Annotated in this window: 21 protein-coding genes; 1 reads left to right on the top strand and 20 read right to left on the bottom strand. The window is 40.9% G+C overall.

All coding sequences use genetic code 11. The features are described 5' to 3' along the window. Window positions 1-13: 13 nt before the first annotated feature. From NSS92_RS05345 to NSS92_RS05330, 4 genes are all read right to left on the bottom strand, one after another. Window positions 14-406 carry a MerR family transcriptional regulator gene (locus NSS92_RS05345; RefSeq protein ID WP_340869930.1) on the bottom strand — a complete coding sequence of 131 codons (393 nt, stop codon included), beginning with the start codon at window positions 404-406 and terminating at the stop codon, window positions 14-16. Window positions 407-571: 165 nt separating this feature from the next. Next, window positions 572-2,035 carry a glycoside hydrolase family 1 protein gene (locus tag NSS92_RS05340; protein WP_267586413.1) on the bottom strand — a complete coding sequence of 488 codons (1,464 nt, stop codon included), beginning with the start codon at window positions 2,033-2,035 and terminating at the stop codon, window positions 572-574. A gap of 24 nt (window positions 2,036-2,059) precedes the next feature. Next, the gene (locus NSS92_RS05335; protein WP_340867082.1) at window positions 2,060-3,961 is read right to left on the bottom strand and encodes a beta-glucoside-specific PTS transporter subunit IIABC; all 1,902 of its coding nucleotides are present in this window, start codon (window positions 3,959-3,961) and stop codon (window positions 2,060-2,062) included. A 108-nt stretch (window positions 3,962-4,069) separates the two neighbouring features. Continuing rightward, window positions 4,070-4,924, bottom strand: a complete 855-nt coding sequence (locus tag NSS92_RS05330; protein ID WP_267586415.1) for a PRD domain-containing protein — start codon at window positions 4,922-4,924, stop codon at window positions 4,070-4,072. A 377-nt stretch (window positions 4,925-5,301) separates the two neighbouring features. On the opposite strand from NSS92_RS05330, the gene NSS92_RS05325 reads away from it, so the two are divergent. After that, entirely contained in the window at window positions 5,302-5,610 is a 309-nt protein-coding gene (locus tag NSS92_RS05325; RefSeq protein ID WP_267586416.1) for a DUF4870 domain-containing protein, read from the top strand. Window positions 5,611-5,664: 54 nt separating this feature from the next. On the opposite strand, the gene NSS92_RS05320 is transcribed toward NSS92_RS05325, so the two are convergent. From NSS92_RS05320 to tcuA, 16 genes are all read right to left on the bottom strand, one after another. After that, entirely contained in the window at window positions 5,665-7,068 is a 1,404-nt protein-coding gene (locus tag NSS92_RS05320) for a sensor histidine kinase (protein WP_340867081.1), read from the bottom strand. A 2-nt stretch (window positions 7,069-7,070) separates the two neighbouring features. Further along, entirely contained in the window at window positions 7,071-7,778 is a 708-nt protein-coding gene (locus NSS92_RS05315) for a response regulator transcription factor (protein WP_340867080.1), read from the bottom strand. Window positions 7,779-7,917: 139 nt separating this feature from the next. Next, window positions 7,918-9,183, bottom strand: coding sequence for a glucuronoxylanase (locus NSS92_RS05310; protein ID WP_340867079.1), 1,266 nt, complete (start codon window positions 9,181-9,183; stop codon window positions 7,918-7,920). Window positions 9,184-9,218: 35 nt separating this feature from the next. Then, window positions 9,219-10,757, bottom strand: coding sequence for a glycoside hydrolase family 43 protein (locus tag NSS92_RS05305; RefSeq protein WP_267586419.1), 1,539 nt, complete (start codon window positions 10,755-10,757; stop codon window positions 9,219-9,221). A 223-nt stretch (window positions 10,758-10,980) separates the two neighbouring features. Continuing rightward, entirely contained in the window at window positions 10,981-12,441 is a 1,461-nt protein-coding gene (locus NSS92_RS05300) for a CoA-acylating methylmalonate-semialdehyde dehydrogenase (RefSeq protein WP_267586420.1), read from the bottom strand. A 345-nt stretch (window positions 12,442-12,786) separates the two neighbouring features. After that, entirely contained in the window at window positions 12,787-14,118 is a 1,332-nt protein-coding gene (locus NSS92_RS05295) for an alpha-glucosidase/alpha-galactosidase (RefSeq protein ID WP_340867078.1), read from the bottom strand. Between the two features lie 31 nt (window positions 14,119-14,149). Next, window positions 14,150-14,980: a carbohydrate ABC transporter permease gene (locus tag NSS92_RS05290; protein ID WP_340867077.1), complete on the bottom strand. Its 831-nt coding sequence runs from the start codon at window positions 14,978-14,980 to the stop codon at window positions 14,150-14,152. After that, window positions 14,980-15,912, bottom strand: coding sequence for a carbohydrate ABC transporter permease (locus NSS92_RS05285; RefSeq protein ID WP_267586423.1), 933 nt, complete (start codon window positions 15,910-15,912; stop codon window positions 14,980-14,982). Before NSS92_RS05285 ends, NSS92_RS05290 begins: the two co-directional genes overlap by 1 nt. A 30-nt stretch (window positions 15,913-15,942) precedes the next feature. Further along, window positions 15,943-17,199 carry an ABC transporter substrate-binding protein gene (locus tag NSS92_RS05280; RefSeq protein WP_267586424.1) on the bottom strand — a complete coding sequence of 419 codons (1,257 nt, stop codon included), beginning with the start codon at window positions 17,197-17,199 and terminating at the stop codon, window positions 15,943-15,945. A gap of 218 nt (window positions 17,200-17,417) precedes the next feature. Then, window positions 17,418-18,458, bottom strand: a complete 1,041-nt coding sequence (locus NSS92_RS05275) for a LacI family DNA-binding transcriptional regulator (RefSeq protein ID WP_087975337.1) — start codon at window positions 18,456-18,458, stop codon at window positions 17,418-17,420. A gap of 185 nt (window positions 18,459-18,643) precedes the next feature. Beyond that, window positions 18,644-19,336, bottom strand: coding sequence for a D-allulose 6-phosphate 3-epimerase (gene alsE, locus NSS92_RS05270; protein WP_340867076.1), 693 nt, complete (start codon window positions 19,334-19,336; stop codon window positions 18,644-18,646). A 17-nt stretch (window positions 19,337-19,353) separates the two neighbouring features. Next, entirely contained in the window at window positions 19,354-20,616 is a 1,263-nt protein-coding gene (locus NSS92_RS05265) for a PTS ascorbate transporter subunit IIC (protein WP_340867075.1), read from the bottom strand. A gap of 25 nt (window positions 20,617-20,641) precedes the next feature. Next, window positions 20,642-20,908: a PTS sugar transporter subunit IIB gene (locus tag NSS92_RS05260; protein WP_039179043.1), complete on the bottom strand. Its 267-nt coding sequence runs from the start codon at window positions 20,906-20,908 to the stop codon at window positions 20,642-20,644. 15 nt (window positions 20,909-20,923) lie between these two features. Beyond that, window positions 20,924-22,969, bottom strand: coding sequence for a BglG family transcription antiterminator (locus tag NSS92_RS05255; protein ID WP_340867074.1), 2,046 nt, complete (start codon window positions 22,967-22,969; stop codon window positions 20,924-20,926). 417 nt (window positions 22,970-23,386) lie between these two features. Further along, on the bottom strand, window positions 23,387-24,259 hold the full coding sequence (locus tag NSS92_RS05250) for a LysR family transcriptional regulator (protein WP_340867073.1): 873 nt from the start codon (window positions 24,257-24,259) through the stop codon (window positions 23,387-23,389). A 195-nt stretch (window positions 24,260-24,454) separates the two neighbouring features. Next, the gene (tcuA, locus tag NSS92_RS05245) at window positions 24,455-25,942 is read right to left on the bottom strand and encodes an FAD-dependent tricarballylate dehydrogenase TcuA (RefSeq protein ID WP_340867072.1); all 1,488 of its coding nucleotides are present in this window, start codon (window positions 25,940-25,942) and stop codon (window positions 24,455-24,457) included. Window positions 25,943-26,000 lie beyond the last annotated feature (58 nt).

Genomic DNA, 26,000 nt, shown 5'->3' with positions numbered 1-26,000 from the left:
CTCTCCTTTATGTTTATTCGTCATCCTGATTCATGACACGAAATGATTTGAGATACACTTGTACTTCTTTCTCAGGAGTCTTTAATAGGTTAGATAGAAGGTCTTGAATGAGACGGAGATTGTTAATTTTCTTTTCAATTTCTTCATGTTTGTGATGTACAATTCTTTTTAAAGTATCAGGTTCTATGTCTTGACTCAGCATTTCCAATATTTCTTTTATTTCCTTTAGTGAATAACCCAATGATTTGGCATCTTTGATCAATTGAATTTTCACAATATAATCTTCTGTGTATAGTCTATAACCGTTCGAACGGCGTCTCGGGACAGGTAAAATGTTGTGTTCTTCATAGTAACGAATTGCGGCAGGGCTTATTCCTGTTTGTTTGGCAAGTTCTCCTCTAGTCATCAACTCCGTCGTTACTCCTTTTTCGTGATTTTGTCTTACTATATTTACATTATAAAGGTTGAACTATACTTCAAGGTCAAGATATGTTTTCGTGAAAAATAAAACACCATCGCATGCAGCCGGTTAAGGCGCTCACGATGGTGTTTTACATCATTCAATTTGCTTTTATAGGTTTTCTCCATTTGATGCGATTACATTTTTGTACCAGAAGAATGAGTCTTTCCGGTAACGATTCAGTGTACCATTTCCTAGGTCGTCTTGATCCACATAGATCAAACCATAGCGTTTAGTCATTTGAGATGTTCCGCAGCTGATTAAGTCAATGCAGCCCCAAGGTGTATATCCCATTAAGTCAACACCTTCTTTTACTGCTTCTTTCATCTGTTCAATATGTTTTTTCAAATAATCAATTCGATATTCATCGTGTACTTTTCCGTCTTGTGTCAATGTATCTCTTGCGCCAAGTCCATTTTCACAAACAAATAAAGGCTTTTGGTATCTGTCGTACAGTTTAATTAATGAAATGCGCAGACCCATTGGATCAATTGGCCAATCCCATTGTGATAATTCCAAGTGCTCATTTTTAATCGGGCTGTCAAACGTACCCGCTAGCTCAGCAGCATCTTCACGCGCTTCTGCTACGTGGGACATATAGTAGCTGATGGCAACAAAGTCAACAGTGCCCTCTTTCAAAATTTGTTCATCCTGCTCTTCAATATCCAATTTGATTTGATTATCAGCAAAGTATTTCACCATGTATGTTGGATATTCGCCTCTAGCTTGAACATCAGGATAGAACATATTCAATTGATTCGATTTGACTGCCTGCAGCTGATCCTCTGGCTTTGTTGTTTTTGCATAGGCTTCAATTTGGTTAATCATACAGCCAATTTGGACATTTGGAATGATTTCCTTCGCTGCCTTCACTGTTAATGCACTCGCCACAAATTGATGGTGAGACGCTTGGTAAGCAGCCTGTAACTTATGATCTACTAAATCCTCTAAAATTCCAGCACCTGTATAAAGGCTATTGAGGTTCATATTCATTTCATTAAACGTAATCCAATATTTCACTTTGTTTTTATATCTTTCTAAAATCGCACGTGCGTATTTTTCGAACAAAGGGACAAGCTCTCTACTCATCCACCCATTATATTTTTCTGTTAAAGTAATTGGCATTTCATAATGAGACATCGTGACTAGCGGTTCAATTCCATATTTCGCACATTCATCAAATACTTTATCGTAAAAAGCCAATCCTTCTTCATTCGGCTTGTCCTCTAAGCCTGTTGGAAAGATTCTTGCCCATGAGATAGACAAACGAAAGACTTTAAATCCCATTTCTGCAAACAGTGCAATGTCTTCTTCATAACGATGATAAAAATCAATTCCGCGTCTTTTTGGGAAATCATATGCCTCAGAATTTTCCTTGTACTTGTTTAGTTCAGCTGAACTAACATCGAATGTAAAGTTGTTCACTTTTCCTTGTGCATAAGGATCTTTATATGCAGCGAAGTCTGAAGTTGACAGCCCTTTTCCGCCTTCTAAATATGCGCCCTCTATTTGATTGGCAGCGGTTGCGCCACCCCATAGAAAATTATCTGAAAATCCTTTTTTTAATTCTTTCATTTCAATCATCCCTTCTATTTAAGATTAATGAATAAGCATTAAGAGTTTATTTTCTCCTGCGTTGACATAAGACTCACCTGTATAGATAACATCCAGGTACTTCGAGGAATTAGTGACGATCATAGGTGTCACGACATCTAATCCTTTTGATTGAATTCCTTCTATATCAAATGATAATAAATGATCCCCGATGTTGATTTCATCTCCTTCTTCCACCAATACCTCAAAGAATTGACCATTTAAGCTGACGGTATCAATCCCTACATGTATCAATAATTCAACCCCATCTTCTGAAACCAAACCTATTGCATGTTTAGTAGGTGTAACGGTCACTACTTTTCCGGAAAACGGTGCTTGTACCACCCCCTTATCAGGCATAATCGCTACTCCCTTGCCCATCATTTCGCTTGAGAAGACGGCATCATTTACTTCAGATAAAGGAACGACCTGACCAGTTATAGGTGCTTGTACTTCATAAGGATTTACTTGATAGGCAGCTTGTTGATTGACTGCATTTTCTGGATTTTTAGATGGCTTTTCCTGTTTTTCCGGCTGACCTTCATCCTTTGTGGCAGGTTCCTTGAACCCAAGAAACATAGTGGCAAGCAGTGATACCAAAAAGCTCAGCGCTATTCCAATTAAAGCCAGCTGGAAATTGTTCGTGCCTTTCATAATGTAGGTTGGCAGAGATGTCATACCTGGAATTGAAAATGCTGTCGTTTTGACTGAGAATAAACCATAAAAACACCCGCCAACTGCGCCGCCTATTAATGAAGCATAGAAAGGCTTTTTCAATCTCAGTGTTACTCCATAAATGGCTGGTTCTGTGATTCCAAAGAAACTCGGAAGCAATGTTGATAACGCTAAAGACCTTGTTTCTACTCGTTTCGTGCGAATGATGACACCTAAAACGGCGCCTGCTTGTGCCATATTGGCAATAAAATTCATCGGAAGCAGCATGACATCGTACCCAACTTTTTCAAAGCTGGCAAACGTGCTTGGGAAGAATGCGTAATGCATCCCAGTTAGCACAATTAAGGGCATGAGGCCTCCCATTAATAAACCTGCAATTGGACCAGCAAAATGGAATAAAGAAGTGAAAAAGATCTCTAAATACTGTCCGAAAACGTTTCCAATAGGCGCTATGAAAGCTAGTGTAAGAGGCGCTGTGATCATTAAACTTAGTACCGGTGTAAACACGATGCTTAAGGATTTTGGAATCACTTTCGTCATCCACTTATCAATAAAGCTAAGCAGCAGCACGCCTAAAATAATCGGTAAGACAGAAGAAGTATAATTATTTAATGGAATACTCAATCCTAAAAAACTAAGTGGATCGGCCCCTTTTGCTGCCCCTTCCACCATGGTGGGATACAATAAAATCCCAGCGAGTGCCATCGCGAGAGATTCTCGTGTTTTAAATTTCTTCGCTGCAGAATAAGCAATGAGGAAAGGTAAAAAGTAAAAGACAGCATTTGAAAAGATTTGAAGTACAGCATAGGTAGAGCTTTTTTCCGTCATCCAGCCTAAACTAACGAACAAAGCCATGATCCCTTTAATCAATCCACTACCAACAATCGCTGGCAAAATGGGTGTGAAAATTCCGCTAATGACATCGAATACGACTTCGATTGGATTCATCTTTGACGTATTTTTGGCAGGAGTAGAATCATTGCTGCGCTCACCAATCAGATGGTCAATTTCCTCATAGACCTCTGCAACTTTTGCTCCAATAATGACTTGGAATTGTCCGCTTTGGAATTGCGCTCCCAGCACACCGTCTACTGTTTTTAGTTCATCTACTTTTACCTGTTTTTCATCGTTGATATTAAATCTCAGCCTCGTAATACAATGCCAGCTTTGAGATATATTGTCGTTCCCGCCGATTAATTTGATAATTTCTTGCGCCAATTCTTTGTTTCCCATGTCTTCACCCCTTCATTTTCACAAAAAAAACCTAAACAAAATCCACCATTAGAAAGACCATTCTTCTAAATGGAGATTTGTTTAGGTTAATGCTTTTTCATAACACGCCTAATAGAAATCATTTTTATTTTGTTGATGTTTCTTTGTGATTCTTTCAATATGAATGACTAAAAAAACAAGTTCGTCTTCAGTGACATTCCAATTGAATTCCCGCTTTAACATTTCTTTAATAATCAATCCGCATGCATAGCTCTTCATATAACGATCCTGAATTAATTCTTTTAATGAATCATCCATTTGCTGCGGAGGTTGATTTGTTTCCTGTCTGACAATAAAATATCTCAAATGAGTGATAAACCTTGAATAATCTATCGATGATTTATCTAATACCATCTCGAAAATGTTTTGAATAATCTTAACGATTTCCTTCGTGAGATGGGTCATTTTGATCGTATCTCCCATAGACTGACCATCTATTTGAGCGTTTACAAAATGAAGGGCAATGAGTGAAGCCTCTGTATCATGAAAAGTAATACCCATCATTTTTTGAATAATTTTAAGTGCTTTTTTCCCAATTTGATATTCTTGAAAATATAGATGTGGAATTTCCCATACAATAGGGTTTTCATATTCCATTTTTTCTTGATGCCTTTGAATAGAAAAGGTAAGATGATCAGATAGCGAAAACAGCATGCTAGAACCTAATTTTTTATTCAACATTTCTTCGCCCATATGAATGATTTTTTCAGTTAATAAAAGAATATCAGTTGGGATAGCGGCAAGTTGAGATTCTAATGGAGACGTCTGATCAGAATAAAATGTCTTACTGACAGCGCTCTCATCAAGTGTATCACCCTTTTTCTTCTTAAAGCCTATTCCTGTACCAAAAACAACTACTTCATTTTGAGTGTCTGTTAGAGCTAATACGATATTATTGTTTAAAACTTTAACGACGGTGAACATCTTCATCCCACCCTACCTAAAACTGCTAAAAAAGCATAAAAAAAACACCAAAATCTCAGCAAACAACGTACAAATGTACAACATGTTTACCTGACTTGGTGGTGCCTGATGATATCAGTAACACTCCTGCATCGGTTACGACTTTATTGTAAACACAGGATAAACCAAAGTCAACTATTTTTTTAGGTAAAATAGATTTAAATACCTATATTATAGTATGTCATTTATGAAGCGTTTTAAAAGGTAAACATATTTAAGGTTGCTGTAAGGTTCAGATTAATACAGGTTAAGGTTGAGGTAGTACAATGGGTTTGTAAGGAAGTGAGGGATGAGTCAAATAGTCCTCTCTTCTAAATCAATCATAGAGGTGAAAAGGTTTGAGAGAAAATAAAATTTTGTCTTCATTATGTTACTTCAGTATCTTTTTTGCGCCATTTCTGTTTCCGATTATCGTCTATTTCTTAGGAAAGGACGAAGTGAAATATCATGCGAAAAAATCGCTATGGACGCATGTTATTCCTTATTTGATTCTCGGCATCGGTATCGCCGGTTCAGGTTTACTTGGCATGAATGATATCAGTCATGCTGGTCCGTTCTTAATTGCAACGTATGCTGTGACATTCCTTGTGGCGATCTACTTCTTCATTTGGAACATTGTGAAAGGCATTAAAGTGTTTTCAGAATAACAGATGAAAAAAACGGTTCTGTGATTGAGCAGAACCGTTTTTTTGTATGTCCGTTCAAACGTGTAATTGGATATCAATCGTTGTTCCTTCCCCTATTATACTTTGTATCGTAATATCCCCGCCGTGCTTTTGGATAATATCCTTTGCAATGGCCATCCCGAGACCAGAGCCTGCATGTGTCCCTCCTGTATTCGTCCCTCTATAGTAGCGGTCAAATACTTTTTCTAGCTCTGCCTCTTCGATTCCTTTGCCGTTGTCTTTAATTGTGATGTGGGTATTTTCTTTTTGTTCAAGCTGTACAATGATTTTCACATCAGCATCATTGTGAACAAGGGCATTTAAAATGAGATTGGTGACCGCTCTTCGTATGAGGATCGTATCAATATTCAGCATGAGCTTGTCTACATTCGTTTGCAGCTCAATGGACTGATCTGCATATCTCGAATCGTTTAGGATATCAATTAACGTTTCACGCAGCAATGGCACAATGTTCACCAGCTCTTTATGCAGCATCACGTCGTTATTTTTCAGCCTTGTTGTTAAATTTAGATCCTCCATGACATCTTTGATGTACAGTGATTTATTCTCTATGATGCTGGCATAATGTCTGATGTCTTGATCTGAAAGAGGATAATTTGGATCTTTCATGATTTCTGCATAGCCTTGAATAGAAGCTAGCGGCGTTTTAATATCATGAGAAATATGGGTGATCCATTCTTCCCGCATTTGCTCTAATTTGTCTTTTTCTTTTTTGCTTGAAGCGAGCTGCTCTGATAAGTGATTGACATTATAGAAGACATCTTTATAAATTCCTTTAGCAGGCAGATTTGTCGTGTAATCTCCGTTTGCCAGCCGCTGGATGCCATGAATGGCAAGGCCGAGCGGTTTTGTGAGCTGCCGGCTGAAAAAGTAACCAATGAGTAACGCAATGATGGCATCGATTGATAATAAAATCATCGTCCCGATATTAAGTTTTGTTACTAAGTCCTTTGTGTTGAACGAGAATAGGTATTTTCCGATGGAAGGGTCTTTAAATCCGATAAAGTAGCTGTATTCTTTATCCTTTATTTTTTTTCCGCCAGCATAAATGGTCGAAAATAATTGCTTATCTTTATATTTATGTAAGTTCACGATTTCTATCGGTGTATATTTGTTCTTTAATCCTTTAGGTGCCCGCGCATGATAGACGTCTTGTCCATTTTCGTCTAAAATTTGAATCCATGCATTCTGTTGTTTTAAAGCTTTCTGTCCTTCTTTGTTTACGGTCATTCCTTGATCAGAAAAAGAGACGTATTGTTCAAATGATCTTGTGAAGGTTTCGGGCGTATTTTTCTCGTTATGCTGGCTGTTTGCCTGAAGTACGACCCAAATCATAAATCCGAATAAGTTGATAAAGACCGTGATTATGGTCACGATAATGACAGAGACCATATACCTGCCTGTTAATCGCCATTTCATCCTTACGCATCCTTTACAACAAATTTATACCCAAGCCCTTTGACTGTGACGAGAAACTCTGGTGTTGACGGGGAATTCTCTATTTTTTCCCGAAGTCTTCGGATATGAACCATCACCGTATTGTCAGAACCGAAGAAGTCTTCTCCCCAAACAGTTTGATAAAGCGTTTCTTTACTGATGACACGGTTCGGGTGCTGCAAGAAATAGGACATAAGCAGAAGCTCTTTTGGCGTGAGATCAATAGTCACGCCATTTTTAGTCAGTTCTGCTTGCTGCTCGTTTAACTCAAACGGTCCTTTTTTGATCACGGGATCGGCTTGAGATGACTGCAAGTATGAGACCCGTCTCAGCTGCGCTTTCACCCTGTAGGCGACTTCCTTTGGGCTGAACGGTTTTGTAATGTAGTCATCCCCGCCGATGGCAAGTCCTACAATTTTGTCTGATTCCTCTCCCTTTGCTGATAAAAAGATAATCGGAACATGGGAGGTCTCTCTGATTTGTCTGCAAATATCATAGCCTTCACCGTCTGGCAGCATAATATCAAGTATGACAAGATCGGGTTGTTCTTGATGGAATTTTGCCAAACCATCACGGGCAGTTGAAGCTGTTATGACGCGATCAATGCCTTCTCTTATTAATACTGTGTTGATTAATTCTAAAATTTCTTTTTCGTCATCGATTACTAATACTTTACTTTGATGCTTTGGCATACATTGATCACTCTCCTGAAGTCATTGTTATTATTATACCCAATGTGAGTACATAGTGAAAAATCAACTTCCTACTTGCATAAAAAAAGCCAATTTTCTCATTTTAAAAGAAAATTGGCTTTTGGTGATTCAATTCATTCTAGCGTTTGACCACAAATGTTGTCACACTTTGAGCCGGGAGATGAGCCCAAAATTGATTACCTGATATATTTAAGTCTGTACCAGGCTGAAGGTTGCTGTTGCTGCTCGTAATCCACCTTGACGCTTGCGAAGCAGTTCCATTTTGCATCACAAAGTGCTGATTGACTCCTGTATTGTTTTTATTGATTGCGACAATGACGACTTGATTGTTTCCTTTATAGGCAGATACGAAAACATTTGGTTCAGGACTTTTCGTTGCATCAATCCTGATGTATCCTGGGCGTACAAATTTGGAGAAATGCGCCATGTTGTAACCGCGTTTGCTGATCATTCCGTCTTCCTTCATAGGGCCGTAGGATCTGCGGATGTACCACCAAACATATGCCTGAAAGTCCCCTTCTACCATCGAATGGTGAATATGCTCTGAAACCCCTAATGCTTCAGGCCAGCGGTCGGCTGAATTGTTATCGCTATTCGGGTAGTAGACCTCTGTCATCCAAAGCTCCTTTCCCCCTCCTTTTTGTTTGAACAGAGGATACGGAAGCTGGCTGATTTGGGTTCCGTACAAATGGGCTCCGAGAATGTCCATATTTCCAAGCGCCTGTGGATCGTTTAAGATAGGATCTGATATATTTTTAAGGTATTGAAAGGATTCTGGCGCAATTACGCGGGCATTAATAGAGCCGGCATTTTCTCTCATGAAACGCAGAATTTCCTGAGGAGTCCACCATGTCCATTCATGTGCATAATCGGGCTCGTTTTGTACGGATATCGCATAGAGATTGACGCCGTTATTTTTCATATACGTCACAAAATCGTTCAGATGCTGAGCATATGCCGCGTATTGATTGTATCTCAGCCGTTTTGCAGTTGTACCATTACGGTTGAAGGTCTCCACCATTTGGCTTGGAGGATTCCAAGGTGAAGCGATCACTAAAGCTCCATGCTCTATTGCTCTTTTGGCAGTGGCGACCTCTCTATGCCAATTATTTCTGTTCTCATCTACATAAATTCTTAGAATCGAAAATCCTAACTGATTCTGCCCATTCCCAAAGGCGGTTTCCCTTTGAGGTGCGGTCAAATCACCAATCCAAGCTGGGTGGTTCATTCCGCCAAATCCGCGAATCACTTGTCTTTCTGCATTGATATTAATATTGGCATCTGCTGCTGAAACTTGAGTCACGAAAGGTCCGATGAACATGACAGACAGCATGGTGAAGCAGACCAATAAAGTGCAGATTGGTTTTTTGATCATTGACATCAAATTTTTCCACTCTCCTATCATTTTGTCATCTTTTGTTATTGAGTAAACCGCCAGGAATCAAATTGAAATAGGTTTGCACCTGTTCCTGTAAAGACAAAAAATACGTTGTGCACGCCAGCTGCTCCGTTTATTGTCGTTTCTACTTCTCGCCAGTTGTTCGTTCCGCCTGTGGAAGGGACATTTAGTGTTCCGACGAGTCTGCCGTCAGGGCTTCCGAGCCGTACTTCTATTTTTCCGCCTGCATTTGATGCTACATTCGCTTTAAATGTTCTTGCGCCGCTTGATCCGAAATCAACGTTACTGGCAGCCACCCAATCTCCGTTTTGAATGTTTGTGACATGCTGGTTATTGACTGGTCCGCCTGGGGCTGAGGAGGCCTCTGTTAAAATGCGTCCATTCCATGCAAATGTTTCAGCTTCTACCCGCTGATATGGATTTAGATTGGATAGCTGTTTGACGCCTTCATAATTGGCTGCTACCTCTTGAAGGGAGCCGTCAGCATTATGCACAAGCTTATTAATGTGCGGAGATCTGTAGCCTTTTCCTGCTCCATATAAGGCAGAGCTGACTGTTTGGGTATGATACACGACATACCATTCGTTTTTAAAATTGAACACAGCATGATGGTTGTTACCGCCTCCCCCGAAAAATGCACCCGGATTTTTCAGGAAGTGCCCTCTATACGTAAAGGGACCCATCGGACTTGAGCTCGTCATATAACCGATCTCACCAGGTGGTTTATCTGCTGGGTGGGAGCCGCCAAAGTTGATGCAATAGGAATAGTAATAGGTTCCGTTATACTTATGCATCCCCGAGTCTTCAAACATAAAAGGAGCATCAATGGTCGAGGCGCTGCCCACAACACTTGTCATATCAGACCCTAGTTTTAGAACTCTTGCTGTTTTAGGATTGGCCCATTGTCCCTGCGTTGGATTAGAACCGCCTGGAACACCTCCACCGGCATATAAATAACCAGAGCCGTCATCATCTACAAAAACGGCTGGATCAAACAGCCATACAACACCGGACATTCCTGGTGTATTTGGTGTGACGAGCGCTTTTCCGATAGGATCTGTCCATGGACCGATTGGGGAGTCTGCTGTAAGAACGCCAATCCCTCCGCCGCTGTTCGCGAAATAAAGGAAAAATTTATCTTTCCCATTGATCTTTTTCACCGCGGCTGATGGAGCCCAGGAAGCACCTGCCCATTTAGCAATCCCTTTGCCGCCATTTGCCCCATTTGCACCGGCTACTGGAATCGCGCCATGATCTGTCCAGTTCACCATATCTGCTGAAGAGATGACGAAGACCCTATTCAAATTGGCAAAAGAATTATCCTTAATCGTTCCGTTGCTGTGATATTCATAGTCATCACTTGACATATAAATGTACACTCTTCCGTTATAGGTGAGCGCAAACGGGTCAGCACCCAAATGGTGGTCTATGAGCGGGTTTGCATTTCCTACACGTTTTGCAATTGTTGTGCTTGCCGCACTCGCATCATATACCGGTAAACAACTCAGTATCAAAGCAAAAATCAATAAACCAACGCCGCACTTCATCCTCGTCCTCATCGTTTCATTTCCTCCTGTTTTCATCTTCCTAATATTGGGGTTTAGGCCCAATTTCAAAATATGTTGATAGGGACTGATGAAGAATGAATATAAAGAATGATTTCTAGTGCAAATCCTTGCTGGAATCAAGATGAAAACCCTTACTTTTTGACTAGAAGACAACAAAAAATGCAGTCTCCCATGCTGGGGCTGCATTTTTTCTTCATGATTCATTGCATGTAGCTTACATATAACGAGCGGTGACCATTTTCTTTCTTGTGTAAAATTCTACTCCGTCAGTTCCATTGGCATGTAAGTCTCCGTAGAAAGAATCCTTCCAGCCGGAAAACGGGAAGAATGCCATTGGTGCAGGTACACCGATGTTTACGCCGAGCATGCCCGCTTCAATGTTTTCGCGAAATTCTCTTATGCTTGATGCACTGTCCGTATACAGGCAGGCACCGTTCGCAAATTTTGATTGATTGGACAGGTCGATTGCTTCTGCTAATGAAGAAACACGGACAATTGATAAGACTGGGGCGAAAATCTCGTCCTGCCAAATTTTCATTTGATTTGTGACATGATCAAAGATTGTCGGTCCGACGAAATACCCTTCTCCATTTGTTTCGTGATCTTGCCGTCCATCACGAATAAGGCTTGCTCCTTCTTCAATCCCTGACTGGATGTATTGAAGCGTTCGTTCTTTATGTTCCTTTCGAATGACTGGACCAAGAAAGACGTCTTCATTGATCCCGTTTCCAATGACGAGCTCGTTTGATTCATCAACTAATTTTTGAATCAACTCATCAGCCACTTCCTCTTCCACTGCGACAACGGCTGCGGCCATGCAGCGCTCTCCTGCTGATCCGAAGGCAGCCCCGATGATTTGTTTGGTTGCCGCTTCTAAATCCGCATCTTTGAGGACAATGGAGTGATTCTTTGCGCCTGCAAGTGCTTGGACACGTTTGCCATGCTCTGTTCCTTTTTTATAGACATATTCTGCGACTGGCTGAGAGCCGACAAACGATATGGCTTTGACCTTTTGATGTTCAAGCAGGCCATTGACGACATCGTGCGCTCCATTGACAATGTTGAGAACACCTTTTGGAAGACCCGCTTCTTCAAACAGCTCTGCTAACCGTGCCGCAAGAATAGGCGTTCGTTCTGAAGGTTTTAAAACAAACGTATTTCCGCAGGCAATGGCAAGCGGGAACATCCAGCAAGGAACCATCATTGGAAAGTTAAATGGCGTAATACCGCCGATGACGCCAATTGGATAGCGGTACATGCCTGATTCAAGTCCAGTCGCAATATCTGGCAGCTGTTTTCCCATCATTAAGGTTGGTGCGCCCGCAGCAAATTCCACACATTCAATCCCGCGCTGCACTTCTCCTTTTGCCTCAGTTACACTTTTTCCGTTTTCAATCGTTACGAGTTCAGCCAGCTCATCCCAGTTCTCAACGAGTAACTGCTGGTATTTAAATAAAATGCGTGCACGCCGGGGAACAGCTGTCTTAGACCAAGTGGTAAACGCTTCTTGTGCTGCTTGTACCGCACGTTCGACATCTGTTTTTGTTGAAAGCGGCACTTCCGCGATGATTTCGCCAGTAGCTGGGTTATACACTGCCTCTGTTTGACTTGTTTCTGCCTCAATCCATTGTCCGCCAATATAATTTTTCAACGTTTGTACATCTGTTTTGGTCATGTTCCCTCTCTCCTCTTTGTTAAAGAATGTCATGCTTAAAGGGTGTGTATGTATCGCCATTGTCTCATCTAATGGTCATTCATCTGTATACACTCTTTGTCAAATCAAACGGCAGTTTTGGTTTACGTTGTGATAAACCGCTTTAGTCAGGCTCTTGTTCAACACAGATTGGATGGTTTTTGACATATGGCACCAGAATGCCAAAAATTCATGATGTATTTTTGATTAACTATTGGGTAACTTTAGAAAAATCATAATATGAAAATGGGTCTCAGTCAATCCTCTTTTTGCTTCATAAGAAAAACCTGATGCAAGGTGCATCAGGTAGAGGCTGGTTCATTTCTGTTATTTGGTTGATGCGGCATATTGATTTGGTTCTATATAATTTGGCAGCATCTCTCCATGTGCTTCAATGAGTTCATCACATAATTGAATGGTGTCATCAATTGATAATTCAGCGCTTGTGTGTGGATCCAGTAGAGCTGCTTGATAAATGTGTTCTTTTTTACCACTGATTGCTGCTTCAATCGTCATCAGCTGTGAGCTGATATTCGTTCGGTTGAGTCCAGCCAATTGTTCAGGGATCTCTCCGACATAGCAAGGCATGATGCCGCTTCGATCTGCCACACACGGTACTTCTACACAGGCTTTTTCAGGCAGGTTCTCAATGAGCCCGCCAGTATTCAGAACATTTCCGCCAAATTTAAAGGGAACGTTCGTTTCGATGGCTTCAATGATACGTGAACCATATTCTTTAGAGCGGGTATGTGTGATCTGTGTGTTTCCTACAAGGTCATGCTTCATTGTATTCCAATTGTTGATTTGTTCCTCGCAGCGTCTCGGGTATTCATCGAGCGGAATGTTAAACTGACCGATTAGTTCTGGGTACCGTGATTTGATGAAATATGGATGGTATTCGGCATTGTGCTCTGAGGATTCTGTGACATAGTAGCCGAATTTATCCATCAGTTCAAAACGAACCATATCATGATGCCGCGATTGCTGCTTTTCTTTTGCTCGTCTTTTGATTTCTGGATACAAGTCTTTACCATCCCGTTTTACCTCTAATAACCATGCCATATGGTTAATGCCGGCGATTTTTTCTTCAATGCCTTCATGATCCATTTCAAGTGATTCAAATAGGTCCTTTGTACACACCTGCACACTATGACAGAGACCAACCGTTTGAATCTGAGTATAGCGAAGCATCGCACCTGTCAGTGTGGCCATTGGGTTCGTGTAATTTAACAATAAAGCATTTGGGCAAACCTCTTCCATATCCTTTGCAAAGTCAAGCATGACAGGAATCGTTCGAAGGGAGCGGAAGATGCCGCCGATCCCTATCGTATCTGCAATTGTTTGTCTTAATCCGTATTTTTTTGGTATTTCAAAATCAATGACAGTACTTGGCCGGTAGCCTCCAACTTGGATGGCATTGATGACATATTTCGCACCCTGTAAGGCTTCTTTCCGGTTGTGATAGGACTGGATGGTCACATTTGCATCGTAATTTGCTTTTAAATGCCGGAGCATCGTTTCTGATTCTTTCAGCCGGTTGTGGTCGATATCATATAATGCGAATTCAAAGCCTGCAAGGGCGGGAACAAACAAACAATCTCCTAATATATTTTTAGCAAACACGGTACTCCCTGCACCGATAAATGTAATTTTAGACATAGACGACTCTCCTTTTTACATCTATATTTGGCTATCCTTTGATAGAGCCTTGTGAAAGCCCTGCGATAAAATATTTTTGTAAAAGTAAAAACATCGTGACCATTGGCAGCATCGCAATGAGTGCAGCTGCACCAACGAGCTGAAGCTGATGCTGATTTTGACCAAAAAAATGGGATAAGGCGACCGTGAGTGTATGCATCTCTTTATCTTGCAAAAAGAAGATAGCAAATTGATAGTCGTTCCAAATATACACGCAGGCAATGATTAATACAGAAGCGGTAATGGGCTTCAGAAGCGGAAAAACGACAGTGAAAAAAACTCTGAGTGTCCCTGCTCCATCAATACGGGCAGCTTCTTCAAGCTCCTTTGGAATTGTCGACCGGATAAAGCCTGAGTATAAGAAAATCGTCAGCGGCAAAAAAGCAGCCACATTGTTTAGAATAGCAATTTGATAGGTGTTCATCATCCCGATTTGAACGACCATTTTATAGAGCGGGACAAGGGCTGTAAGCGGTGGAATGACCATAATGGCAATAAATAAAACATAGACTGCTTTATTCAGCTTTGTGTTCCTTCTTGCAAGCGGATAGGCTGCAAGAGATCCAAACATAATAAGCAATACAGCGGAGCTGAACGTAATGATCACTGTATTCAAAAAAGACTGGCCAAGCTGAGCCTCTGTCCATGCTGTGCGGAAGTTTTCAAGATGCAGCGCTTTCGGAAACAGCCATTTTGAACTGAAATCTCCTATTCCCTTTAATGATGTCGTCACCAAAATATAAAATGGAATGAGATGCAGCAATGTGATCAATAGTGCGAGGACGGAGTACCATCTTTTCTTGCGCTTATAGGCGTTATCCATCACACCTCGGTCTCCTTTCGTTTGAAATAAATCAGCGCTGCGACACTAATGACAAGGATGATGACCGCCATGAAAACCCCTTGCGCCGCTGCATAGCCTGCATCCTGACGTTTGAAATACAGATCATACATAAAGGTCGACATGGATTGCGAGGAATCTCCAGGTCCGCCGCCCGTGAGTGCCACAATGACATCAAAGAGCTTGAGCCCGCCAATGACATTCAGCACAACATTAATGGTGATCGACGGCATAAGCAGCGGCAATGTGATCCGCCTAAATTGCTGGAAGCTCGATGCGCCATCTAATTGCGCCGCTTCATAATAATCCTTAGGAATACTTTGAAGTCCTGCTAAATAAATGATCATCGCAATCCCGACGAATTGATATGTGTTGACAAGCACAATGATCCATGTGTTGAATTGCGGGTTGCCGAGCGCATTTATTTGATCGAATCCAAAAAGCGTCACCACATCATTTAAGGCACCGCCTTGGTAAGCAAACACAAAATACCAAATATAACCCATCGCAATCGGGCTGATCATGACAGGTAAATAGATGACCGTTCTTGTGATGGCTTTCATCTTTAAGCTTTGATTTAATAAGAGAGCATACCCAAGTCCGAGGATATTTTGTAAGATGGTACTCCCAATTCCATAGAGAAGCGTGTTTTTGACAACAAGCCATGTCGTTGGATCCTGAAGCAGCCGCTCATATTGCCCAAGACCAATCCATTGATAAGTTTGTGAGAAACCGTTCCAATTTGTAAAAGAAAGCTGAATGCCGTTCAAAAAAGGATAAATGATAAAGGTACTAACGACGAGAACAGCTGGCATGTACATCCACCAAAGTGATGAATTCTGGCGTTTTTGCATCTTTTGTTTTGGTAAAGAGGTGAATGCGGCTGGCTGCTTTGCTTTTGTGATGTCATTCATTGGCTACACTCCTGTTTCAGCATCCATCGGCTATTGTTTTTTCAAACGCTTATATTCCTCTTCCATTTTCTTTGATAACTGTTCTGGTGTGATGGAGCCTGCTAATAATTCTTGACCCGTTGTTGCCATGACCGCCCACATTCCGCTTGGTAAGTATTTTCGATCGAAATACGGTTCAATCTTCACCTGTTCGTATTGATCGTAAAATGTAGAGTAATAGTTTTTCGCTTTCACTTGTTTTAGAGCTGTTTCAGAGGATGTGCCCTCGGCGATTTTTTTTGCGTTTTCAGGTTTTGCTAAAAAATCGATGAATTGTTTTGCTTCTTTTAGATGCTTAGAGTCTTTCCAAGCAGCAACAGTAAAACGTTCTCCTCCAATCCAGCTTTGTTCATCTCCTTCATGAATGGCTGGAACAGGCATCGTGCCTACTTTGATCGATGAATTCAGTTCTGTCGCTTCAGGTCCTAAGGATCCTCCGACAAAGGTGAAGGCGATTTTGTTTTGTGCCATGAGTTCAGGCGCTTGAGAGAGTTTCGCTGTCAGGACATCCTTGTTTAAAAGGTCTTGATCCTTCAGATCTTTCATGAATTGTGCAAGCGGTGTATAGAGAGACCAATCAAATGATCCGTTTTCAAGTTCCTTTCCGTATTGATGCTTTTGATCGGTGATTAATAAAGGCGTCGCCAGCTCATCAAAGACTTGGGCAATATTTGAGTTATCTCCTCCTGGTATCCAGAGCGGCACAACATCTCCTTTACTTTTTTCTTTCACTGTCAGCAAAGCAGATTTAAGTTCATCAAGTGTTCTAGGGACTTCAATGCCATATTTCTTTAATAGATTGGCATTAAAGCTAAGCCCGTCTTTTGCTTGATTCAGCGGATAGGCGTATACTTTGCCATCTTGGTCTTTTAAAATCTGGTCGAGTGAAGGATCAAGCTGTTTGACCCAATCCATCTCTTTTAAATCAGCTACATACTCGCTATAGCGCAGTTTGGCCCAGCCATGTGTATCAAACAGGTCTGGCATATCGTTTGCCCCCATTTTGACGCGAATCATATCTTCATAGCTGTTGCCTGGGAAATTGGCATCGATTCGAATCTGCTCATGCTCCTTTTCAAACTCACGAATGACTTCTTCAAACGCTTTTCTTTCCCCGCTGTTGCTCATCGTTGAAAATAGCGTCAAGGTCACCTTTCCATTTGCTTCAGAAGAGCCGTTATTGCCGCAGGCAGACAAAATCATGGTCAAGAAAACGGCTGCAGTCAGCAGCATGATTTTTTTATTCATGGTTTCCTCCTTTTGATCACTGAAAATTCAGACGATAATTGGTAGAATTCATGCAGTTGCGGAAACAAAAGAAGTCCATTATACTGGAATTCTATTCTTTTCAAAGAGATAAGAGAGCATATCGGCAGGCTGCCTTATGTTCAGCATGATCTGGCCATCATGCTAAGCAGCTTGCTTTCTGCTTTTTTGTCTCTTTTTTGTTAGCTGAAATCGATGGTTCACCCCCTTTCATGGATGAGACATGTACTGCCTCGCTCGATGAGTGTTGTTGGCACGACGACTTTTAGAGGAAGTTTTCTTCCGTTTATTCTCTCAAGCAAAAGCTTCAGGCCGACTTCCCCCATTTCTTCTGTATATACTTTGACGGTTGTAAGCGGCGGGCTTGAAAATGAAGCGGCTTCAATGTCATTAAATCCAACAATGGATACATCTGAAGGCACGTGTAGACCGGCTTCATGAAGAGCGCGCATTGCGCCGATTGCCATAGAGTCACTTCCAATGAAAAAGGCTTGCGGCAGTTTTCCTTTTTTGATGGCTTGCTGCATAAGCGTATAGCCTTCTTGCATGGAGTATTCACCAATGTGGATGTCTTCCATATGAAGGGCTCCCGCCTCCTGCATTCTTTTCATAAATGTCGTTTGTCTTTCGTCCTCAATCACAGCATTACCTTCGAAATAATGCTCCCGCTCTTTCCCGCCAATATAGCCTAGATGTGTATAGCCGAGAGATTGCAGATGACGAATGGCACGATCTGCTGCTCTGACAAAGTCCACATGTACACAATCATATAAATCTTCATCTGCATAATGATTGATAAAAACAATGTGTTCCATTCGATTTGTCATTTTTTCAACCGTATCGGGGCTGATTCGTCCAATGACGATCAAACCGTCAATATCCTTTAATATCGCCCCTTTATCCATGCTTCTTAGGCGAAAGGTATGGAGAGTGGACAAGCCTTGTTTGGCATATTCTTTTTCAATTCCTTTTCGAATCGATGAAAAAAAGGGATCATTTAATTCTTCGTCAATGGATTGAGCGACAACGACACCGATGACTGGGGATTCAGATGGGCTTTTTTCTTCTGCTTGATCGGCTTTTCTTGCTCTCACTGGGGTATAGTTTAACTTCTTAGCAATGTCGAGGATGTTTTGTCTCGTTGCGTGTGAAACAGCAAGCGTTTGATCGCCATTTAACACACGGGATACAGTGGAAACGGACACTTTTGCATCATGAGCAATATCTTTGAGTGTGGTCATAGGCAAACTCCTCATCGTTATTTGACTAAATATTTACTAAAGATATCTGAAGGATAACATATTAATAAAGCGCTTTCAATTATGAATTTGTGATTTTTATTTTGTTTTTGGGTAAGTTTTGGTGAGTGAATTGTGTTTTAGTAAAATTTACGTAAAAGAGAGGATGGGTTTCATCCTCTCTTTTACTAACGTGATTTAATTGAGGCTGTTTCTTTTGCAAATATTTGCTTCATTGTTTCCCAAGCAGTGTCGAGTTGTTTATGAAGTCCAAATAAACCTGAGGTGCCGATGATGTAGATCTCATTTCCAGCCTCAGCAAGCAGCCGGAACGTACTCTCATTACAAGAGCCGTCTACTTCAATTGAAAATGAGTATCCTTTGTGTTTTTTGATATCTTTCACCTGTTTAATTTTCTGAAGCATTTCTTTAATAAAGGGCTGTCCGGCAAAGCCTGGATCGATCGTCATGATCGTCACTCTGTCTATTAAATGAATAAAGGAATCTAATGCTGCAACTGGTGTGGCGGGATTTAGAACAAAGCCAACCTCACATTTTCTTTCGTGAATATGGCGGATCATTCGAAAGGCATCTTTTTGCACGACTTCTGGGTGTAAACAAATCATCGTTGCGCCTGCATCAATACATGCATCGATTAAAAATTCCTGAGGGTGTTCGGCCATTAGATGAACATCAATCGGTAAATTTGTTAGTTTCCGAAGCTGTTCAATGAAAAAGGGTGATAACGTAATATTCTTCACATAATGACCGTCCATCACGTCGACATGGTACCGGTCTGCTCTTGTGTTGAGAAGATGAATTTGTTCACGGAAGTGAGTTAAATCCATGCACATCAGTGAAGGTGAAAAAACGGCTGTCATTCTCTGGCTCCTCCTTTTTACAGCTGAAATAAAAGCTTGATCAATCCAATCAAGATTCCGATGATACCAAAGTCTGTATCTCCAAACGTTGTTCCTTCAAAGCCAAGGGTTCCTAACACAGGTAATAAACAAGCAGGTAAAAAGGAAAGAAGCAAACCATTTACAAAGGCCCCAGCGACAGCACCTCTTACCCCTCCTGTTGCATTGCCATACACTCCTGCTGTAGCACCGCAAAAAAAGTGCGGGACAAGACCAGGGACAATGACAGTTAAACCAAACAAAGGTAAAAGAAAAATGGATACGATGCCTCCTGCAAAGCTGCATAAAAAACCGATAATGACCGCATTTGGCGCAAATGGAAAAACGGTTGGCGCATCTAGTGCCGGCTTTGCCCCCTTCACGAATCGATCGGCAATCCCTTTAAACGCAGGCACGATCTCGCCAATGGCCATCCGTACCCCTGCTAAAATAATGTACACACCAGCAGCAAACGTAATCGCCTGAATGAGAATGAAGACAGCGAAGTTCGTGCCCCCGCTAATTTGTTCTATAAAAGGAATTCCTGCAAACGGTGCAATCGCAAAGAACAGCAAAGCCATCGTAATCGAAATGGCAACAGAGGTATCTCTTAGAAAACCGAGCGATTTAGGGACTTGAATGGTTTCCGTTGATTTCTCTGGAGAACCAACCCATTTGCCGATCATTCCCGCAGTAAAATAACCGAAAGTACTGAAGTGTCCGAGCGCGAGATCATTGCTTCCAGTGACTTTCCTCGTAAACGGCTGAAGGATTGCAGGGGCAATGACCATAGCTGCCCCTAATATCATTGAGCCAGTAGAGATGAGCACCCACCCGTGCATGCCGGCTGTCGAGAGAACGACGGCGAGCATAGCCGCCATATACAACGTGTGGTGACCAGTCAAAAAGACGTATTTAAAGGGTGTGAATCTTGCAAGTAACAAATTGACCAGCATGCCAAAAATCATAATGAGTGCTGTTTGTGTACCGAATTCCTTTTGAGCAATGGCGGCCATAGCATCTGTATTTGGGACAACCCCTTGAATGTGAAAGGCTGCTTCAAACATCTTTCGAAAAACCCCGAGTGAATCAGAGACGACTGTAGCGCCCGCCCCTAATATTAAGAAGCCCATGGTTGTTTTCAAGGTGCCTGACACAGTGTCTGCGGCTGATTTTTTCTGCAAAAGTAAACCGGCTAGTGCAAACAAACCGATGAGAATAGCAGGTGTGCCCAATATATCGTTCATGATCAGTTCTATCATGATGTGAATCCCCCTTTTTCATGACTTAAATGTGTTGACGAAGGACGTCTTTAATGGCTTTCTGGTCTAACAAATTATTTAAGCCAGCCACATTTCTTGTGCCGTCATTCAGCTGGTCAATAATATCAGCTGCTCCGATATAAAGATCTGCTTGTTCATTTTTACTTGTACTGAGATCGGTATGATCCACTTCAGCTTTAAGACCTAATTCTTCTAATGCTTTTTTGACATTCATTTCTACAATAAAGCTGCTTCCTAACCCGTTTCCACATACAACAAGAATTTTTTTCATTGTCTTTTTCCCCCTTTATACTTGTGAAAATTGATCAATTAGTTCTTGAACCGATGCTAAATCTTCTGCTTCAATCAATTGTTTCGTCCGTTTCTCTTCACTTAACAGCATGGTCAGCTGTTTGAGTGCTTTCAAGTGGCTCATGCTGTCAATAGCGGCTAACACAATGACGAGCCGCACCTGCTTTTTTCCATCCTTTGAAAACGAAATGGGCTGTTTGAATGACATGAGCGTCATGCTCAATTTGTTCACGCCATCCTCGGGCCTTGCATGTGGAATGGCCACTTGTGGTGCAATGACAATATAAGGACCATTTTGATGAATAGACTGAATCATGGCTTCCACATAACTTGGTTTAATCGCATGTTGATCAAGTAAAGGCTGCGCCGCTTTTGTAATCGCCTCTTGCCATGTGTCTGCTGTTTGGTGGAGCTTGATGGTTTGTTCTGTTAATAAATCATTTAACACTGGGTTCCACCCTTTCTGATAGGATACATATGTGGGATGAAGCAGCTCCCGAATATCATGAATCAGTGCTTGTTTATTTTGAACGATGGTATGCTGCTGAATGATGTTGAATAAAGCGTTTACATGCCCCTCGTCACTCTTCGTTTCTGAGCCTTTTCCGTATTGAAGTAATGTTTTTTTCTCATAGGCAGTTAAAATAGGATGAACGAGATGAACTGGTTTTCCTTTAAACGAAATAGGTGTTGTGGACACAACGAAATCTGCATCAACGGCTGCTAATTCTTCATATGCACGCTTTGATAACAGTCCGCGTACTTCGATGTAGCCGATTAATTCAAGAAGCTGAGTTTTCAGCATGTTACTTGTGCCGATTCCTTCTCCGCAGACAATGTATACAGAACGCCTTACAATGGATGAAATTCCTTCTCTTCTCATCCAGCTGCCAAAATGCATGGTGAGATATGCAATTTCATGGTCACTCAACTTTGAACAGGCCGCCTTTTCTAAATGGCAAGCAACTTTTTGAGTGATTTCAAACACTTCTGGCTGTGCTTTTTTTATAGAATCCGTCAATTCATTGATCATCCCAATGTGATAGATGAGCCTGTAATAAGCTGGAATTAAATGCATTGTTAAGTTTTGCTCCAATGCTTTTGGTTCTTGAAAGGAAATACAAGCATATCGCTGAAAGTCCAATATCATTTGTCTGGCGATGGTGCGAATGAGATGTTCTTCTGGTTTTTTAATTGATGGAAGTTTTTGTTTTTTGGCACTGAGCCATAAGGTGCTAAGAAAATAGATCTCATCATCATGAACAATGAGACTGGCCTCTTTTTGAATCTGCGCCATGAAACGAATAGCAGCCAAGCATTCCTCTGTTTCCTGCAATGTTCGCTTTTCTTCGTTTGAAATGTGTACAGCATGCCCTAGCTTCATCCGCTTGAAGTAGAAAAAGAGATCCAAAGAGAGCTGATCCAGCATCTCATCTGCAAATTCAAGCTTAAGTTCTTGTTCTGACTGCTGGAGGAGATGGTGTACCCGTTTGGATGAAATAGGTCCCTTTAACCAAAACGACGGAAACGTTTTTTCGTTTTTTATCATTGTGCGAATGAAATGTATATAAGGTTTGAGTGCCAATCGAATGGCCCTTTCGTCTCCTGAAATGACATAGCCGCTTGCTGCCTGATAGCGGAGTGTGATCTCCTGCTTTGAAAGCGCTTCTTTTAGCTGTTTCATATCCTCAAGCAATGTATTTCGGCTCACCTTTGTCATCTTCATAAAATCATCAATTCTTAGGCAATGCTCGCTACATGCAATGGATAAAAGCAAGATAGCCCTTCGTTCCTTTACACATGGTTCATAATTGTGACCAACAAGAATGGTATCAGCTTTTTGAATAATGACTTCTTTTTCATGAGGATTTAAATAATAGCCAAGTTGGCCTTTTCGCTGCACACCACTAAGCTGATGAGTTTCCAGCCAGCTGTTCATTCGCTTGATTTCAGCGTAAACGGTTCGAGTCGAAACGTTCATTCGATTCTGCAAATCTTCTATTGATAGATAAGATGTCGTGTGAAGCAGCATAGATAGCAAAGTAGTGCCCCTTTTGGTTAAGTACAGTTGGAATTCCTCCTTTCTTCCCCTTTGGTTATAAGTCTAATCAACTCACATGCATCAAAGAAGCCCAAATGTCTTCAGCATGTGCTGTGCAGCGATTGTGTGCTCTTTTCATAAGAAAAACACACTGATTGAGTGTGCTTTCAGGCTTGTATACAAAGAGTCCTTTGTCTTCTTTTGCGTGTTTGATGACCAATAAACGCAAAAAACCTAGAATGGTATAAATCCAGTCAAGGTTTTTTCATTTCTTATCATCTTTTGATTTCTTTTCCCTTGGCTACTGCCCATGCCTTGCAAGTAATTCATGGAGTCATATCTATTACTATGCCGTTGCATCGAGTGAATGCGATTTCAAAAAAAGAATGTCTTTTAAGAACAATTACAAAAATGATGTCATAATACAGATAAAACTTGGTCTCCTCTTAGGAATTCAATAAATGCTTTAACAGTTTTAGTCTCTGTAGATTTCTGATCATACATGAGCCAAGTATCTCTAGTTAATGGCTTTTTCTTAGCATTATATATTTCCATTGTATATAGTTTATCTGAATTTCTTAAGCAAATCTCGGGTGCTATCGAGTAGCCAAGCCCTTGCTTTACCATTTCTTTGCATGTCTCCTGTCGGTCAACTTCCATAGCTATGTTTGGTTGCAGGACTAGATTGTCGTACATCCAATCATCGAGAATAGTCTTTAAAGAATTATCAGTCTGATATTTTATAAATGGTAACAAAGGAAGTTGCCCTATATTAATGGGGTCTCTAGAGATGATTAGTAATTTTTCCTTTGTAAGCCTCTCTTTCTCTCCTTTCCATCGATGGTCCCCTCTAATTATTCCAACTTGTACAATACCTGCATCTAATAACTTCACGACATCAGTGCTCCATCCAGTTTGCACACTAAATTGAACATTGGGATACATGTTGGAAAAATTTCTAAGTAATTGAGGGAGCTTATATTGTGCGAAATTGCTGGAAACGCCAAGTCTTAAGTGTCCCTGTACCTCTTTACCTAAGTTAACGATTTTATCCTTGGTATCCTGCAGTTCCTTTAACATTCTTCGTGCATAGAAAACTAAATGCTCTCCCTCTACAGTAAAGGTAATTCCCTTATGTCTTTTGTGAAACAATTTAATCTCAAAAACTTCCTCAATCTTATTTAATCTATAAGTAATTGAGGGCTGAGATGTATACAACCTTTCCGCTGTTTTTGTTAAATTTTGTTCATTGTAAAGGATATCAAGTAAAATCCAATCTTTTTCATCCATAGTGATCATCCTTTCTAAATTTATTATAATTATAGATGTGTTCTTGTTATAAGTGTAGGTGGTCATTCATATCAGCATAGAAACTAAACCGAAGTCTCAGGAATCATAGTATATGTACTGATTTACATGCAGAGAGCATATCAAATAGGGTAAGGGGGACTCTTTAAGAGTCCCCCTTACCCTATAGCCCTATTTCTATGCATGTTGTTTTAGAAATGTTGTAGCATTGAAACCAGCAGTTTTTCCAAATACTGAACCAGACATTAAACCTGAACCACCTGGATAGTTTTCATAGAAAATACCCCCTACCATCTCACCAGCTGCGTATAAACCCTTGATAGGTTTATTCTTAGAATTTAAGACCTCGCCATTTGTATTCACTCGAAGACCGCCAAATGCAAAGGTAACACCGCATGTTACCGGATAAGCATAATAAGGTGCTTGATCTATTGTCAGCGCCCAATTTGTTTTTGGTGGCGTTATCCCTACAGTCCCCTTTCCATCCTTAATGGAAGGATTATAGTCTCCTTCTTGCACGGACAAATTATATTCTTGTATCGTATCTTTAAACACTTCTTTACTGATTTTCATTAAGTCTGCAAGTTCTTCTAAGCTATCAGCTTGATAGCAGGTAGCTTCGTCCAAAGTATATTCATCGCGTAATAATGGATGTACTTTGGCATCAAATACTTGAAATGCTTTATGACCGGGCTGCTTGAGAATTTCTCTTCCATATTTAGCGTACGTATAATTCCTAAAATCTGCTCCTTCATCTACAAATCTCTTCCCTTCCAAATTAAACATTAAGCCAAGTGGGAAAGAGGATTTTTTGTAAATATCGCCAGGCTTGTTAAAATCACCAACCGCTGGAGCATTATAATCAGTGCCTATAGAATGGCAGCTGCTCCAATCTCCATATTTAGAAGCACCAGCTTTCACTGCCATATCCAAGCCGTCTCCAGTGTTATATTCCGTACCTCTGACAATCGCACCTTCCCATTCCTTACCCAGGAATTCGATTCTCATCTTTTTATTTGCTTCAAAACTACCACATGCAAGAATGACGGTCTTAGAATGAATTTGAACGAACTCACCGTTCTTTTCGACTACTACACCCGTTACCCCATCATCACCACTAATTAAATCAACCGTTCTGGTATCATACTCCACTTTTATTCCTAATTGATCAACACGCTGATAAAGTTGTTTGATGAGCCCAACACCTTTTCCAGAAGTCTTAAGAGGTAAACCGCCCCAAAAATGCCGCTTTCCTTCTTTTTCATATGACTGATTATCATAATTTAATTCAAATTTCACTCCGTTTTTATACATCCACTTAATAGTTTCAAAAGATTTTGAAATTAGATGGTGGGCTAATTTGCTATCACTTTTACCAGAAGTCACTCTCATCAAATCATTCATGAAATCATCTTCTGTATAAGGAGGCATTACAATTTGTTCTGAGCCATAATCTGTCAAATCCGGAAGCACTTCTCTTAACATATCTAGTCTGTTATAGGCTACTCGAATTGCACCATCTGTGAAATATGAATTTCCCCCACGTTTTTCCATAGGTGCCCTTTCAAGAACAAGTACATTTGCCCCTCCTTCATGCGCACTAATAGCAGCACACAAAGCCGCATTACCCCCGCCAACAACGATAACATCATATGAGTTATTCACTCAGCTACTCCTCCTTGACTTTATTTTGTAACATTAAATGTGACTGTACATTAATGTT

It is taken from the genome of Bacillus sp. FSL M8-0166, from assembly GCF_038008825.1.
Classification (GTDB): Bacteria; Bacillota; Bacilli; order Bacillales; family Bacillaceae; genus Bacillus; species Bacillus safensis.
This window is presented reverse-complemented; position numbering and strand designations above follow the sequence as displayed.

What these genes read in the sequence shown, in the direction of transcription:
- NSS92_RS05285 (WP_267586423.1), bottom strand. Translation starts at nt 15,912, where the DNA reads ATGAATGACATCACAAAAGCAAAGCAGCCAGCCGCATTCACCTCTTTA.
- NSS92_RS05275 (WP_087975337.1), bottom strand. Translation starts at nt 18,458, where the DNA reads ATGACCACACTCAAAGATATTGCTCATGATGCAAAAGTGTCCGTTTCC.
- NSS92_RS05280 (WP_267586424.1), bottom strand. Translation starts at nt 17,199, where the DNA reads ATGAATAAAAAAATCATGCTGCTGACTGCAGCCGTTTTCTTGACCATG.
- NSS92_RS05265 (WP_340867075.1), bottom strand. Translation starts at nt 20,616, where the DNA reads ATGATAGAACTGATCATGAACGATATATTGGGCACACCTGCTATTCTC.
- NSS92_RS05290 (WP_340867077.1), bottom strand. Translation starts at nt 14,980, where the DNA reads ATGGATAACGCCTATAAGCGCAAGAAAAGATGGTACTCCGTCCTCGCA.
- NSS92_RS05315 (WP_340867080.1), bottom strand. Translation starts at nt 7,778, where the DNA reads ATGCCAAAGCATCAAAGTAAAGTATTAGTAATCGATGACGAAAAAGAA.
- NSS92_RS05340 (WP_267586413.1), bottom strand. Translation starts at nt 2,035, where the DNA reads ATGAAAGAATTAAAAAAAGGATTTTCAGATAATTTTCTATGGGGTGGC.
- NSS92_RS05260 (WP_039179043.1), bottom strand. Translation starts at nt 20,908, where the DNA reads ATGAAAAAAATTCTTGTTGTATGTGGAAACGGGTTAGGAAGCAGCTTT.
- NSS92_RS05330 (WP_267586415.1), bottom strand. Translation starts at nt 4,924, where the DNA reads ATGTTCACCGTCGTTAAAGTTTTAAACAATAATATCGTATTAGCTCTA.
- alsE (WP_340867076.1), bottom strand. Translation starts at nt 19,336, where the DNA reads ATGACAGCCGTTTTTTCACCTTCACTGATGTGCATGGATTTAACTCAC.
- NSS92_RS05305 (WP_267586419.1), bottom strand. Translation starts at nt 10,757, where the DNA reads ATGAGGACGAGGATGAAGTGCGGCGTTGGTTTATTGATTTTTGCTTTG.
- NSS92_RS05295 (WP_340867078.1), bottom strand. Translation starts at nt 14,118, where the DNA reads ATGTCTAAAATTACATTTATCGGTGCAGGGAGTACCGTGTTTGCTAAA.
- NSS92_RS05345 (WP_340869930.1), bottom strand. Translation starts at nt 406, where the DNA reads ATGACTAGAGGAGAACTTGCCAAACAAACAGGAATAAGCCCTGCCGCA.
- NSS92_RS05300 (WP_267586420.1), bottom strand. Translation starts at nt 12,441, where the DNA reads ATGACCAAAACAGATGTACAAACGTTGAAAAATTATATTGGCGGACAA.
- NSS92_RS05250 (WP_340867073.1), bottom strand. Translation starts at nt 24,259, where the DNA reads ATGGATGAAAAAGATTGGATTTTACTTGATATCCTTTACAATGAACAA.
- NSS92_RS05320 (WP_340867081.1), bottom strand. Translation starts at nt 7,068, where the DNA reads ATGAAATGGCGATTAACAGGCAGGTATATGGTCTCTGTCATTATCGTG.
- NSS92_RS05335 (WP_340867082.1), bottom strand. Translation starts at nt 3,961, where the DNA reads ATGGGAAACAAAGAATTGGCGCAAGAAATTATCAAATTAATCGGCGGG.